This is a genomic window from Cronobacter sp. JZ38, from assembly GCF_008932145.1.
GTDB lineage: Bacteria > Pseudomonadota > Gammaproteobacteria > Enterobacterales > Enterobacteriaceae > Cronobacter > Cronobacter muytjensii.
Genome location: NZ_CP017662.1, coordinates 1,888,242 through 1,901,232, shown reverse-complemented (window position 1 = coordinate 1,901,232; position 12,991 = coordinate 1,888,242). Strand labels below are relative to the sequence as shown.

Here is a 12,991-nt window from a genome sequence, read left to right as displayed (position 1 = left end):
CTGCGGGCCGCCTGCACAAATCTTCCAGACTGTTGTTAACGATTCGTTATGCTAGAGTTTCCTTTCGCAGGAGACGCTATGGCAAAAGACTGGATTGAACTACGACAGCACGCTGACACCGGCATCGAAACCATCCGCGCGCACTTCGAAGGCCACGCCTACGATCCGCACTGGCACGACAGCTATCTGGCAGGCGTGACGCTCTCCGGCACCCAGCAGTTTCACTGCCGCCGGGAGCGGCATTACAGCACGCCCGGCGCCGCCTTTCTGCTGGAGCCCGGCGAGACCCACGACGGCGACGCGCCGCTCGCGGGCGGTTTTACCTATCTTACCTTTTATCTGGATGAGCGCTGGCTGCGCGACACGCTCGGCGGGCTTTACGCCACGCTGCCGGACAGTTACGAGCTGCGCTTCGCCCACACGATTGCCCGCGATCCGGTTCTCACGCACACCATCGCCACCACCTTCAACACGCTGCATCAGGATGAGATGCGTATTGTGCAACAGGGCGTGATGGATAATTTGCTTAATCAGCTGACGCACCACTGTCAGTGGCGCAAGCGGCTGCCCGGTGAGATCCGCGACGCGCGCATGGCCCAGCGCGCCCGTGATTATCTGTTTGCACACATCGGTGACAATATCGGGCTGGCGGAGCTGGCGCAGGCGCTCAATACCGACCGCTTCACGCTCTCGCGTAGTTTCAAGCACGCCTTCGGCATGGCGCCGCACGCCTGGCTGGTTCAACTGCGTCTCGCCCGCGCCAGAACGCTGCTTGCGCGCGGTATGATGCCCGCCGACGTCGCGGCCGCGCTCGGTTTTTCCGATCAGAGTCATCTGGGCCGCTGGTTCCAGCGCGCCTACCGGCTCTCGCCAGCCCACTACCGCAGACTCTGCACGAATCTTCCAGACCCGGCGCGCTGATCCCCCGAAGATAGCGGCTCAGATAACCGGGAGATCTTATGAGCCTGCTTTCACAACAACTGCCGTTTTTATGCTTCGCTTTTGTCGCCTCGATTACGCCGGGGCCGACGAACATTCTTATCTTCACCAACAGCCAGCGCTACGGCGCGCGGGCGACGCTGCCCGCCGTGGCGGGCGCCTGTTTCGCCTCAAGCGCAATTGTACTGCTGTGCGGCGTCGGCCCTGGCGAGGCGCTGCGTCACGCGCCGTGGCTGGCGCGACTGATGGCGCTCACAGGCGCGCTGTGGCTCACCTGGATGAGCTGGCAACTTTTCCGGGCGCCCGCCGTGACGCTTGCAGGCGACGCGTCGCGTCCGTTCAGCGCGCGGGCGGCGGCCGCATTACAGCTGATCAACCCGAAAACCTGGATGATGGCGATGGCGGTGGTGACGGTATTTGCGCCGCATGAGGGCCGCGCGTTTTTCACGCTCGCGTTTCAGGCGCTGGGCTTTCTGGTGATTTCGCTGGCCTGTCTTGCCGCCTGGGCATGGCTTGGACGCGGCGTTCATCGTGTGTTTCGCAGTGAGAAAGCGCTGGTGCGTTTTCAACAGGTGATGGCGCTCTGGCTGCTGACCAGCGCCTGGATGGGTTTCTTTCACTGACAACGGCCCCCGGAAGGGGCCGCTTTTCTTAGTGCGCGTCGCTCTGCGGGGTAAAGCGCAGTTCAATGAGCGCCACCGCTTTTTGAATGGCGCGCAGCGTCACCGGATCGGCGGAAGGATGGCCTGCGAAATCGATGCTTTTCAGCTGGCTGGCCATTTTTTCGCGCACTTCCACCGGCGCGATAACGTCGATGACGTCGAGGATCTGTTTGATAACCAACTGGCAGGCGACCACGTCGGAAACCAGTTCATCTTCGGCGGTGAGGGGCTGTGACATTACGTTCTCCTTATCTTGAAGCCGCACATAGTAACGGCAAAGCCCGGCGAATGCGAACGTGACGCCAGAGACACATAAAATGAACCGTGATTTCAGAAGGCAAAAAACAGGGGTTTGCGATTGAGACAGCCGCGAGTATAACGTGAGCGTCAGGCATAAAAAAACCTGCCCGGCGGCAGGTTTTTTTATCAGAACATCCCGGCTGGCGGAACGTCTTTAAAAGTTTTGCAGTAGTTTTCAAACATGCTTTTGAGGATCTTGCGCAGTTTCATAAAGGCTCCGAATTTGTTCATTCTGGTTAGCGGGTTGCCGCAGCCCAATAATATGACCTGCATCACAAAAATCAACCATTTTGTGATTAAAATCACGCCATTTAGTTAATGGGAATGGGCGTTATGTTAATAAAATGCTGATAATTCCGGCGCTTAACGATTAAGCTTTTTGGTTAAAATTTATAAAAATAGTTTAGGGAGCGGGCATGGGTCAGAATATGGCGAAGGCAGGTACCGGGGGCATCTCTCCCGCCGCGCTGCTGGTGGCAGGCGCCTTTTTTATGGAGTTCCTCGATGGAACGGTGATCGCCACCGCCCTGCCGACGATGGCGCAGACGTTCGGCGTTGAGGCCGTCGCGCTCAATATCGGCATCAGCGCGTATCTGCTCACGCTGGCGGTGCTGATCCCGGCCAGCGGCTGGATTGCCGATCGTTTCGGCGCGCGCAAAGTGTTTACCCTGGCGCTCGGAATTTTTACCGGCGCGTCGGTGCTGTGCGGTCTCGCGGATTCGCTGGAGACGTTCGTGCTGATGCGAATATTACAGGGCGCGGGCGGCGCGCTGATGGTGCCGGTCGGGCGGCTCGCGGTGCTGCGCGTAACGCCAAAACATCAGCTTATTACCGTTATCGCCACGCTCACCTGGCCTGCGCTGGTAGCGCCGATTATCGGGCCGCCGCTCGGCGGGTTTATCACCAGCTACGCCAGCTGGCGCTGGATCTTCTTTATTAACCTGCCCGCCGGGCTGCTGGCGATGGCGCTCGCCTGGCGTATTATCCCGGATAACCACGATGACGAGCGCCGTCCGTTCGACACGCCGGGATTTATCGCTACTGCGCTGGCAATGGTGGCGCTGGTAAGCGCTATGGAGATGCTGGCCGCGCGCGACACCAGCACCGGGCTTGCCGTCGCCCTGCTGCTCGCGGGAACCGGCGCGCTGGCTTTCGCGCTGCGTCATTTTCGCAGCGCGCCGTTCCCGATGATTCGCCTCAATGCGCTGGCCGTACCGACGTTTCGGGTGACGATGTATGGCGGCTCGCTGTTTCGCGCCTCGATAAGCGCCGTTCCCTTTTTACTGCCGCTGCTGTTTCAGGTGGGTTTCGGGATGGACGCGTTTCACTCCGGGCTGCTGGTGCTGGCGGTATTCGCCGGTAATCTGACGATCAAGCCCGCCACCACGCCGCTTATCCGCTGGCTTGGCTTCAAAAATCTGCTGCTGATTAACGGTCTGCTGAACGTGCTGGCGCTGCTCGCCTGTGCGCTGCTGACGCCACAAACGCCGGTATGGCTTATTCTGCTGATCCTGTTTCTGGGCGGGGTGTTTCGTTCGATTCAGTTTACCGGCATCAGCACGCTGGCGTTTGCCGATGTGCCCGCAGGGGAAATGAGCTACGCCAATACGCTGTTCAGCACGGCAACACAGCTCGCCGTCGGTCTTGGGGTCACGCTCGGCGCCATCGGCATCCGGCTTGGCGAGATGATAAGCGGGGCCTTTTTTACAGGGGATATTCCGGGCGTGAGCTTCCGGCTGGCGTTTGTGCTGATTGCGCTGATAAGCCTCGCCGGAATGATCGATACGCTGAGGCTCGCCACGCATGCCGGCAGCAGCGTTTCCGGCAAACAGGCATAAAAAAAGCCAGCCCACGGGCTGGCCTTTTTATCAGGCGTATTAGCCAAGGAGGCCGCGCACGAAACCTTCAATCTCTTTATCCTGGCAGTTATCGAAGAAACACTGCTGGAAACGCTCGCCTGAGACAGCGGTTTTCACCAGTTCAGGGTCGATGGCGCGCAGGGTGTCGAGATAGTTGTCTTTCACCACGGCCGCTTTCACCTGGTTGAGAATGCCCGCATTACGCACCTGCGGCTCTTTACGCTCCGGCGGGTAGCCTTCGCCTTTGCGCCCGGTAAAGGCTTTTTCAAAGATGAAGCGCACGTTGAGTTCAGCGCCCCAGCCGAAGCCTTTCGCAAACGGCAGCGCCAGCGCGTTGCCGTTGTTGATCTGCGCGAACAGGAAAGCATCCGCCGGATCGATGCAGTAACCGCACACCACGCCTGGATGAATATTCAGGGACATCAGCGCGCCCTGACCGGTGCCGCAGCCGGTGACCACGAAATCCACCGCTCTGGAATTCAGCAGGATGCTCGCCATGATCCCGAGGTGGATGTAGGTCAGGTGATGATCGTTCTCATCGCTCATGCCGACGTTGTACACCGGGAACGCTTTCTCATCCGCCACCGCTTTCAGCTCTTTATAGATGATTGCGTTTTTGGCCGCCTGACTGTTTTCCATCATCAGTGCAATTTTCATTGGGTTGTCTCCTGAAAAGGCTATGAATAGCAAACTGTGAACTCACCATACTATCCGCCAAACGCACTTTCAAATTAAATGAAAGATTGTTTTAAAAAATAGCGAGAGGTTCACAGTTTTCTATCACACAGCCCGGCTCAGAAGGTTTCCCAGTTTTCGCTGGCAGCGACGCTTTTCGGCGCAGCCGCGCTGGCCAGCGCAGGCCGTACCAGCGGCGCGGAGGCAGCGGGTTTAACGCGTTCAGTCTGACCGCGCAGGCGGAACAGCCCTACCACCTCGGTAAGATGCCCGGCCTGACGCTCCAGATCGTTTGATGCCAGCACGGACTGCTGCACCAGTTGCACGTTCTGTTGCGTGACAGCATCCATCTCTTTAACCGCCACGCCAACCTGACTGATGCCATCACTCTGCTCGCCGGAGGCGCTGGCGATTTCGCCCATGATGTCATTAACCTGGCGCACCGCGACCAGGATCTGATCCATCGCTTCGCCCGCCTTTTTCACCTGACCGGAGCCAGTCTGGATATTAGCGACGGACTCGTTAAGCAGCGTTTCAATCTCTTTCGCGGCCTGAGCGCTGCGGCTCGCGAGATTGCGCACTTCGCCCGCTACCACCGCAAAGCCACGGCCCTGCTCGCCCGCGCGTGCCGCCTCCACTGCCGCGTTAAGCGCGAGGATGTTAGTCTGGAATGCAATGCTGTTGATAACCGTGGTGATATCGACGATTTTGCTGGAGCTGCTGGAGATCCGCGACATGGTTTCCATCACCTCTTTCACGGAGGCGCCTCCCGCCTGCGCCGTGCGCGTGGCGTTGCCGGCGAGCGTGCTGGCATGGCTCGCGTTTTCCGCGTTGAGTTTTACCGTGCTGCTGAGCTGCTGCATGCTGGAGCTGGTTTGCTCCAGCGCGGCCGCCTGCTCTTCGGAGCGCGTGGAGAGTTCGTTATTAACACCGGTGACCTCTCCCGCATGGCTGCGGATACTGTCTGCGCTCGCGCGAATAGCGCTGACGGTTTTTTCCCAGTTATCCTGCATGCGCTGAATATAAGGCACCATCAGCCCCACGCAGTTGCTGCCAAGGTCCTGCAATTTCACTTCCAGATTGCCGTCCGCCAGAACGTTCAGGTGCCCACGAATTATCTCCACGGGGCGTACCAGACAGAAATAAAGATAACGCTCCATCAGCACGGTAAGGGCGATACTGCCCACGACCGAGAGGCTTAATATTAGTTGAGTGGTGTCGACCCAGCCTGCCTGCTCAGGCGTCAGTTTAAGACTATCTTCCAGGTGATGTAGAAACCAGAGCGTCGCTCCGGAGACCCCCACCCAGGCGATGGTTGATAAGAGTAAGACCCATACGACCATCGCGCGGATTTTAACGTTACGAATAAAATTCATAGTAAATTCCCGGTGTTAAGAAGCCGTCCCTGAGCGAATCATGACGGTATCTGTCCCTGTCTTCCCTGTACTTCTGTATGTCACAGATGAAGACTTACCGTATCGTAGTTGTCGGCCTGGTCATCTAAAACTTAAGCAGTGGAACAATAAAGTTAAGTAATTATTTAAAATCACCTTACGTTATTGATGGGTAAAAGCGCGGGAAATGGGGTGAACCGTGGGCTTTTCCGGCGATTGACGCACGCCGGCACGTGGCATGATGCTAATAAGGCAAACTTTGTGAGAAAACCGATGCGCAAGGTCATTTTAATTACCGCTCTGCTCGCGCTGGGCGGCTGTACCATTACCAAAACGCCGGAAGTGGTCGGCGGCAGTAAAGTTACCGGCACCGTCAGGCTCGGCATCAGCGAACAACCGCTGCAACATGCGAAAGTCGATAACTACGTCGCCCAGTCGATTGCGAATCGTCAGTGTCAGGACTGGGGCTACGCCGTAGCCGAAGCCTATGGCGCGCCGGTAAAAACGTGCTCTGTCGTGACCGGCACGCAATGCATGACCGAATCGATCGTGCTGGAATATCAGTGCCGCGGCTTCACCATCAATAACCGCGCCGTCGGCGGCTGGTAACTGCGCTTTACAGCCACCGGCGTCAGGCGGTGGCTGTGTTTACTTTTCGCCGGGTCAGAGAGGCTTTACGCCTTTGCGGCCATTCTTATCCCATTATTTAGCGTTTATTTCTTCCGCTTATTTTCATGTATTGTGACTGCAATAATAATTCTCATTTAATTTATAAATGCGTTTAATTCCCGTTTGCATTATTAACGCCACGCTTTTTTATTTTATCTTTTGCAAACAGTTTAATAACAAATTATAGTGCAGCGATAATCCCCCCTTATTCTGGAGCAAATATGCTGAAGCCGGATATGATTGAAAAACTCAATGAGCAGATGAATCTTGAACTTTATTCTTCCCTGCTTTATCAACAGATGAGCGCCTGGTGCAGCTATCACAGCTTTGAAGGGGCGGCGGCATTTTTAAGCCGTCACGCGCAGGAAGAGATGACGCATATGCAGCGTCTGTTTAATTACCTGACCGACACCGGCAGTTTCCCGCGTATCAACGCCGTGCCGTCGCCGTATGCCGACTATGCGTCGCTCGATGCGCTGTTCCAGGCAACTTACGAGCATGAGCAGCTGATCACGCGTCAGATTAATGCGCTGGCGCATGTAGCGATGACCACACAGGATTATCCGACCTTTAATTTCCTGCAGTGGTATGTGGCTGAACAGCACGAAGAAGAGAAACTGTTTAAATCCGTACTGGATAAACTGAGCCTCGCAGGCAAAAGCGGTGAAGGGCTTTATTTTATCGATAAAGAACTCGCGACCCTCGACGCCCAGGCATGATATTCCCACGGTAATGACGCCCGTCATTACCGTTTTTATTTCCCTTACCTTTATTCTTTCCCTTTTATTTTTTGTCCCTTTTCTCACCCACGCTGGCTCAGAGTGAACCAGACTGGCATACGCGCGCGATGTAAACTTTAAGTTACGCATCACGTAACGTCAGTTTGACGAACTGCGCAGATTTCTTTACCCTGCGCAGCATAAATTTTCAAAGGATCGTTCCAGGACAGTACACCGCGTGAAGAACCGCACACTTGGCAGTATTTTTATCGTCGCCGGCACTACGATCGGCGCAGGGATGCTGGCGATGCCGCTCGCGGCGGCTGGCGTTGGCTTTGGCGTGACCGCGCTGCTGCTCTTTATGCTCTGGGCGCTGATGTGCTACACCGCGCTGCTGCTGGTGGAGGTGTATCAGCATCAGCCCGCCTCAACCGGCCTCGGCACGCTGGCGCTGCATTATCTCGGCAAACCGGGGCAGTGGCTCGCAGGCTTCAGCATGCTGTTTTTAATGTACGCGCTGACGGCGGCGTATATCAGCGGCGCGGGCGAACTGCTGGCCTCAAGCCTCAGCCAGTGGCTCGGCATGACCATCACTCCTGCAACCGGCGTGCTGGCCTTTACCGCCGTGGGCGGGTTGATTGTCAGCATCGGTACGCACAGCGTTGACATGGTGAACCGGCTGTTATTTACCGCCAAAACGGTCTTTCTGGTCGTGATGCTGGCGATGATGATGCCGCATATTCATCAGGCGAATCTGCTGACGTTGCCGGTCGAACAGGGCCTTGCGTTCTCTGCCCTGCCGGTGATTTTCACTTCATTCGGCTTTCACGGCAGCGTGCCAAGTATCGTCAGTTATATGAAAGGCGACGTGCGTAAACTGCGGCTGATATTTATTACCGGCAGCGCGATCCCGCTGGTGGCGTATCTCTTCTGGCAGCTCGCCACGCTTGGGGCGGTTCCATCCACGACGTTTATGGGCCTGCTCGCCACGCATGCCGGGCTGAACGGGCTACTGCAGGCGGTACGCGACGTTGTCGCCTCGCCGCATGTGGAGCTGGCCGTACATCTGTTCGCCGACCTGGCGTTAGCCACCTCGTTCCTTGGCGTGTCGCTCGGGCTGTTTGATTATCTGGCGGATATGTTTAAGCGCAGGCGTACCGTGGCGGGCCGTGCTCAGAGCGGGCTGATGACGTTCGCGCCGCCGCTGGCCTTTGCGCTTTTCTACCCGCAGGGATTTGTGATGGCGCTCGGCTACGCGGGCGTGGCGCTCGCCGTGCTGGCGCTGCTGCTGCCGGCGATGCTCGCCTGGCAGAGCCGTAAACAACATCCGACGGCCTGGCAGGTCGCAGGCGGCAAAGCGATGCTGGCGGTGGTGTTTGCCTGCGGCATCGCCATCATCGCCATCCAGTTTCTGATTAGCGCAGGCGTGCTGCGCGAAGCAGGCTAACCACACCATAAAAAAAGCCCCGTCAGACGGGGCTTTTTTTATTCGTCACTCAGCGCTTTGCCAAAATAAAAGCGGGTGTGTTGATTCAGATAGCCTGACGCCTCGCCATACTTCTCATAACCCTGTTTGCGATAAAACGTGGGTGCCTGAAAGCTGAAGGTGTCGACAAATACGTGCCTGCAGCCGCGCCTGCGCCCCTCTTCTTCCGCCATGGCGATAAGCGTCGCACCGACGCCCTGCCTGCGCAGGGTTTCGTCCACCCACAGATAATCGATATGCAGACAACCCCAGGCGCTGCGGCCGGACAGCCCGCCCGTGAGGTTCCCCTGCGCGTCGTTAAGGATGATGACCAGTTCACGCAGATCCACAGGCATATGACTGGCGTTGTACAGGCCAACCTGTTTTTTGATCTGCGCTTTAAGCGCGTCGTCAGGGGTGTCGGTAAGCAGGTATTCCATCGTCGTCTCCTTGTTGTCTCAGAAGACCATAAACGATTTATCCCCGGCGGGGTAAGCGCTGAAATTAAGGCGTTGAAAAATGAGGAATGACGGGCAATACAAAATAAAAAACCACCCGAAGGTGGTTTGCACGACACTGCTTATTGCTTTGATTATTCTTGTCTTTCCCATGGTGCCCGGGGCGGGACTTGAACCCGCACAGCGCGAACGCCGAGGGATTTTAAATCCCTTGTGTCTACCGATTTCACCACCCGGGCTCGGGAAGAAAGTGGAGGCGCGTTCCGGAGTCGAACCGGACTAGGCGGATTTGCAATCCGCTACATAACCGCTTTGTTAACGCGCCAGAATTGCGTTGCCTTTTCAGGCGGACACCAGCAAAAGGCTGATGTCAGAATCTGGAGCGGGAAACGAGACTCGAACTCGCGACCCCGACCTTGGCAAGGTCGTGCTCTACCAACTGAGCTATTCCCGCTTATCGAAGTAATTATGCTAACCGCTTGAATCTAATTACTTGATTTGTTTATCGTCTGGCGAACCGTGCCGCCGTTCGATGCGTTGCATTCTACTTACCTGACGCAATGAGTCAACGAAATTTTCAGGCTACCTGGTTCGTTTGCTGAATTTTGCGTCGGATAGATCAACGTTCGAGCAAATCGCCGCGCGCGGCGTGCAGATACTGGAACATTGACCAGAACGTCAGCGCCGCCGCGACGAAAAAGAGCGCGATACCGGCGTACTCTACCCACATGTTCGGGCGCCACAGCAAACCGATCAGCGCCAGCATCTGCGCGGTGGTTTTGACTTTACCTATCCAGGAGACCGCCACGCTGCTGCGTTTGCCGAGCTCCGCCATCCATTCACGCAACGCGGAGATAATAATTTCGCGCGCGATCATGGTGGCCGCCGGCAGGGTTATCCACCAGCTGTGATAGTGCTCAGCCACCAGCACCATTGCGATGGCGACCATCACCTTATCCGCCACCGGGTCGAGAAACGCGCCAAAGCGGGTGCTCTGGTTCCAGCGGCGCGCGAGAAAACCGTCAAACCAGTCGGTAATCGCCGCGAGGCAGAAGATCAGCGCGCAAAGAAAAGGGGCCCAGTGAAAAGGCAGATAGAATGCCAGCACGAAAAATGGGATCAGAATGACACGAAACAGCGTCAGCAATGTAGGGATGTTAAATCGCATAGTGCAGGTAACTATCTGTCATAATTTAAGATTACCGCTATGTTGCTACATAGCCCTTAATGTTTCAACGAGTAGTAGATCTTTTCTGCGAGCGCCTGCGAGATGCCCGGCACTTTCGCGATTTCTTCAACCGATGCGTTCAACAGCGGCTGCAATCCACCCATATATTTGAGCAACATCTGGCGACGTTTCGGGCCGATGCCTTCGATCGTCTCAAGCGTACTGGTGTTTTTGACCTTAGCGCGTTTTTTACGGTGCCCGGTTATCGCATGATTGTGCGACTCATCGCGAATATGCTGGATAACATGCAGCGCCGGGGAATCGGGCGGTAGCGCGAAGCCCTCCCCTTCCGGCTCAAGGAACAGCGTCTCAAGCCCGGCTTTACGGTCGCTGCCCTTCGCCACGCCAAGCAGCAGCGGATGATGTTTATCCCACGTCACGTCCAGCTCGGCGAAAACCGATTTTGCCTGGCCAAGCTGGCCTTTGCCGCCATCAATAAGGATCAGATCCGGCACTTTGCTCTCTTCGATAGCTTTACCATAACGACGACGCAGTACCTGATTCATCGCCGCGTAATCATCGCCCGGCGTGATGCCAGTAATATTATAGCGGCGATATTCAGAACGCAGCGGCCCGTTGGCGTCAAACACCACACAGGAGGCGACAGTCTGCTCGCCCATCGTATGGCTGATGTCGAAACACTCCATGCGTTTCACTTCAGGCAGATGCAGCGCCTGCGCAAGCGCCGTCAGACGCTGGCTGATAGTGGACTGCTGCGACAACCGCGTGGTAAGCGCCGTGGCGGCGTTAGTGCGCGCGAGCTTCAGGTATCGCGCGCGGTCACCGCGCGGTCGGGTCTGGACGTTCACGCGACGCCCGGCGATTTCCGACAGCGTCTCCGTCAACAATTCCGGGGTGGTGAGATGAAAATCGAGCAGGATCTCGCCCGGTAACGTGCGCATCTGGCTGCCCTGTAAATAGAACTGGCCGACAAACGTCTCCACCACTTCCGCAAGCTCAGTGCCGCTCGGCACTTTCGGATAATAGCTGCGGCTGCCGAGGACTTTCCCCTGGCGGATAAACAGCACATGCAGGCAGGCCATGCCCGACTCGAACGCCACGCCGATGACATCCAGATCGTCGCCGTTGTTGGAGACAAACTGTTTTTCCGTTACGCGACGCACTGCCTGAATCTGATCGCGCAGGCGCGCGGCCTCTTCAAACGCCAGATTCAGACTCGCCTGCTCCATCCGCGCCACCAGTTGGTTGATGACCTGATCGTCTTTACCGGCGAGAAACAGCCGCACATACTCCACCTGCTGCGCGTAATCTTCTTCGCTCACCAGCCCTTCGACGCACGGCCCGAGGCAGCGGCCAATCTGATACTGCAGGCAGGGCCGCGAACGGTTGCGGTAGACGCTGTTCTCACACTGACGAATCGGGAAAATCTTCTGCAGCAGCGCGAGGGTTTCGCGCACCGCGTAGCCGTTCGGGAACGGGCCGAAATACTCCCCTTTAGCGTGTTTCGCGCCGCGATGAATCGCCAGACGCGGATGCGTGTCGCCGCTCAGGAAAATATACGGATACGATTTGTCATCACGCAGCAGCACGTTATAGCGCGGCTGGTAAAGCTTGATGTAGTTGTGCTCCAGCAGCAGCGCTTCGGTTTCGGTGTGGGTCACCGTCACGTCGATATTCTGGATCTGCGCCACCAGCGCTTCGGTTTTACGGCTGGCGAGGTTGCTGCGGAAGTAACTGGACAGGCGTTTTTTAAGATCTTTGGCCTTGCCGACGTAGATAACCGTCCCGCTGGCGTCATACATACGGTAGACGCCAGGCTGGCTGGTGACGGTTTTCAGAAATGATTTTGAATCGAAAACTTCACTCACTGACTTGATAAGGTCTCCGCGTTACACAGGCCATGGCGGATGGCCAGATGCGTTAACTCGACGTCGCCATGAATGTTTAACTTACTAAACATTCGATACCGATAACTGTTAACGGTTTTAGGACTGAGATTAAGCTGCTCAGAGATTTCATTGACCTTTTGGCCTTTGGTAATCATGAGCATAATCTGCAATTCCCTTTCCGACAAACTTGCGAAGGGAGATTCGCTGCGGTCGGGCTCTATCTGACTGAGCGCCATTTGCTGTGCGATGTCGGAAGCGATATAGCGTCGCCCGGCGTGAACGGACCGGATGGCGCTTACCACTTCGGCGGGGGCCGCACCTTTACTCAGATATCCCGCGGCGCCGGCCTGCATCACTTTCGCCGGAAGCGGGTTTTCCGTATGAACGGTAAGCATGATCACTTTAATGTCTGAAGAATAACGAGCGATTTTGCGAGTCGCCTCCAGGCCGCCAATGCCCGGCATATTCATGTCCATCAGCACCACATCCACCGGGTGAATGCGACACCATTTGATGGCGTCCTCGCCGCAGCAGGCTTCGCCTGCCACTTTAATGCCCTTCATATCTTCAAGTATGCGTCGTATCCCTGCGCGCACCAGTTCGTGGTCATCAACAAGAAGAACGTTGATCAAAGGAAAACACTCCTCAAAAAGGGATAACGCTGCTGGTAACTTATTCGCCCCATATTAGCGTTTTTTAAGTCAACTTTGAAACGCAAAAAATGCAGTCATGCGCCCGACTGAGAGGGCAAACAGAATTAAAACGCGTTTTTA

The 12,991-nt window shown here is 56.4% G+C and carries 14 protein-coding genes and 3 tRNA genes; 6 read left to right on the top strand and 11 right to left on the bottom strand.

Features of this window, described 5'->3' with window-relative positions; all coding sequences use genetic code 11:
• Positions 1–78: 78 nt before the first annotated feature.
• Together BJP61_RS08985 and BJP61_RS08980 are read left to right on the top strand one after the other, a co-directional pair.
• Positions 79–921, top strand: coding sequence for an AraC family transcriptional regulator (locus tag BJP61_RS08985; RefSeq protein WP_161579144.1), 843 nt, complete (start codon positions 79–81; stop codon positions 919–921).
• Between the two features lie 38 nt (positions 922–959).
• Entirely contained in the window at positions 960–1,562 is a 603-nt protein-coding gene (locus BJP61_RS08980) for a LysE family translocator (protein ID WP_075192466.1), read from the top strand.
• A gap of 28 nt (positions 1,563–1,590) precedes the next feature.
• On the opposite strand, the gene BJP61_RS08975 is transcribed toward BJP61_RS08980, so the two are convergent.
• Together BJP61_RS08975 and azuC are read right to left on the bottom strand one after the other, a co-directional pair.
• Positions 1,591–1,839: a DUF2766 family protein gene (locus BJP61_RS08975; protein WP_038862255.1), complete on the bottom strand. Its 249-nt coding sequence runs from the start codon at positions 1,837–1,839 to the stop codon at positions 1,591–1,593.
• 188 nt (positions 1,840–2,027) lie between these two features.
• Positions 2,028–2,111, bottom strand: a complete 84-nt coding sequence (gene azuC, locus BJP61_RS08970) for a stress response protein AzuC (protein WP_015386592.1) — start codon at positions 2,109–2,111, stop codon at positions 2,028–2,030.
• Positions 2,112–2,317: 206 nt separating this feature from the next.
• On the opposite strand from azuC, the gene BJP61_RS08965 reads away from it, so the two are divergent.
• Positions 2,318–3,739 (top strand): MFS transporter, encoded by a 1,422-nt coding sequence (locus tag BJP61_RS08965; protein ID WP_171998172.1) that lies wholly within the window; start codon positions 2,318–2,320, stop codon positions 3,737–3,739.
• Positions 3,740–3,778: 39 nt separating this feature from the next.
• On the opposite strand, the gene BJP61_RS08960 is transcribed toward BJP61_RS08965, so the two are convergent.
• Both BJP61_RS08960 and BJP61_RS08955 read right to left on the bottom strand, forming a co-directional pair.
• Entirely contained in the window at positions 3,779–4,417 is a 639-nt protein-coding gene (locus BJP61_RS08960; RefSeq protein ID WP_075192464.1) for an RpiB/LacA/LacB family sugar-phosphate isomerase, read from the bottom strand.
• Between the two features lie 137 nt (positions 4,418–4,554).
• The gene (locus BJP61_RS08955) at positions 4,555–5,811 is read right to left on the bottom strand and encodes a methyl-accepting chemotaxis protein (protein ID WP_171998171.1); all 1,257 of its coding nucleotides are present in this window, start codon (positions 5,809–5,811) and stop codon (positions 4,555–4,557) included.
• A gap of 279 nt (positions 5,812–6,090) precedes the next feature.
• On the opposite strand from BJP61_RS08955, the gene yecR reads away from it, so the two are divergent.
• The 3 genes from yecR (at position 6,091) to tyrP (ending at position 8,664) form a co-directional block, all read left to right on the top strand.
• Positions 6,091–6,438 carry a YecR family lipoprotein gene (gene yecR, locus BJP61_RS08950; protein ID WP_038862245.1) on the top strand — a complete coding sequence of 116 codons (348 nt, stop codon included), beginning with the start codon at positions 6,091–6,093 and terminating at the stop codon, positions 6,436–6,438.
• Between the two features lie 281 nt (positions 6,439–6,719).
• Positions 6,720–7,217, top strand: a complete 498-nt coding sequence (gene ftnA / locus BJP61_RS08945; RefSeq protein ID WP_038862243.1) for a non-heme ferritin — start codon at positions 6,720–6,722, stop codon at positions 7,215–7,217.
• A gap of 238 nt (positions 7,218–7,455) precedes the next feature.
• Positions 7,456–8,664, top strand: a complete 1,209-nt coding sequence (gene tyrP, locus BJP61_RS08940; protein WP_171998170.1) for a tyrosine transporter TyrP — start codon at positions 7,456–7,458, stop codon at positions 8,662–8,664.
• A 38-nt stretch (positions 8,665–8,702) separates the two neighbouring features.
• Here the strand turns inward: tyrP and BJP61_RS08935 are convergent, their stop codons facing one another.
• From BJP61_RS08935 to uvrY, 7 genes are all read right to left on the bottom strand, one after another.
• Positions 8,703–9,122, bottom strand: a complete 420-nt coding sequence (locus tag BJP61_RS08935) for a GNAT family N-acetyltransferase (protein ID WP_171998169.1) — start codon at positions 9,120–9,122, stop codon at positions 8,703–8,705.
• 170 nt (positions 9,123–9,292) lie between these two features.
• A tRNA-Leu gene (locus BJP61_RS08930) sits at positions 9,293–9,379 on the bottom strand.
• 12 nt (positions 9,380–9,391) lie between these two features.
• Positions 9,392–9,465 (bottom strand) — tRNA-Cys (locus tag BJP61_RS08925).
• A 53-nt stretch (positions 9,466–9,518) separates the two neighbouring features.
• Positions 9,519–9,594 (bottom strand) — tRNA-Gly (locus BJP61_RS08920).
• 165 nt (positions 9,595–9,759) lie between these two features.
• Entirely contained in the window at positions 9,760–10,308 is a 549-nt protein-coding gene (pgsA, locus tag BJP61_RS08915) for a CDP-diacylglycerol--glycerol-3-phosphate 3-phosphatidyltransferase (protein ID WP_038862236.1), read from the bottom strand.
• Between the two features lie 56 nt (positions 10,309–10,364).
• Positions 10,365–12,197 (bottom strand): excinuclease ABC subunit UvrC, encoded by a 1,833-nt coding sequence (uvrC, locus tag BJP61_RS08910; protein WP_075192460.1) that lies wholly within the window; start codon positions 12,195–12,197, stop codon positions 10,365–10,367.
• Positions 12,194–12,850 (bottom strand): UvrY/SirA/GacA family response regulator transcription factor, encoded by a 657-nt coding sequence (gene uvrY, locus BJP61_RS08905; protein ID WP_004387982.1) that lies wholly within the window; start codon positions 12,848–12,850, stop codon positions 12,194–12,196. Before uvrY ends, uvrC begins: the two co-directional genes overlap by 4 nt.
• Positions 12,851–12,991 lie beyond the last annotated feature (141 nt).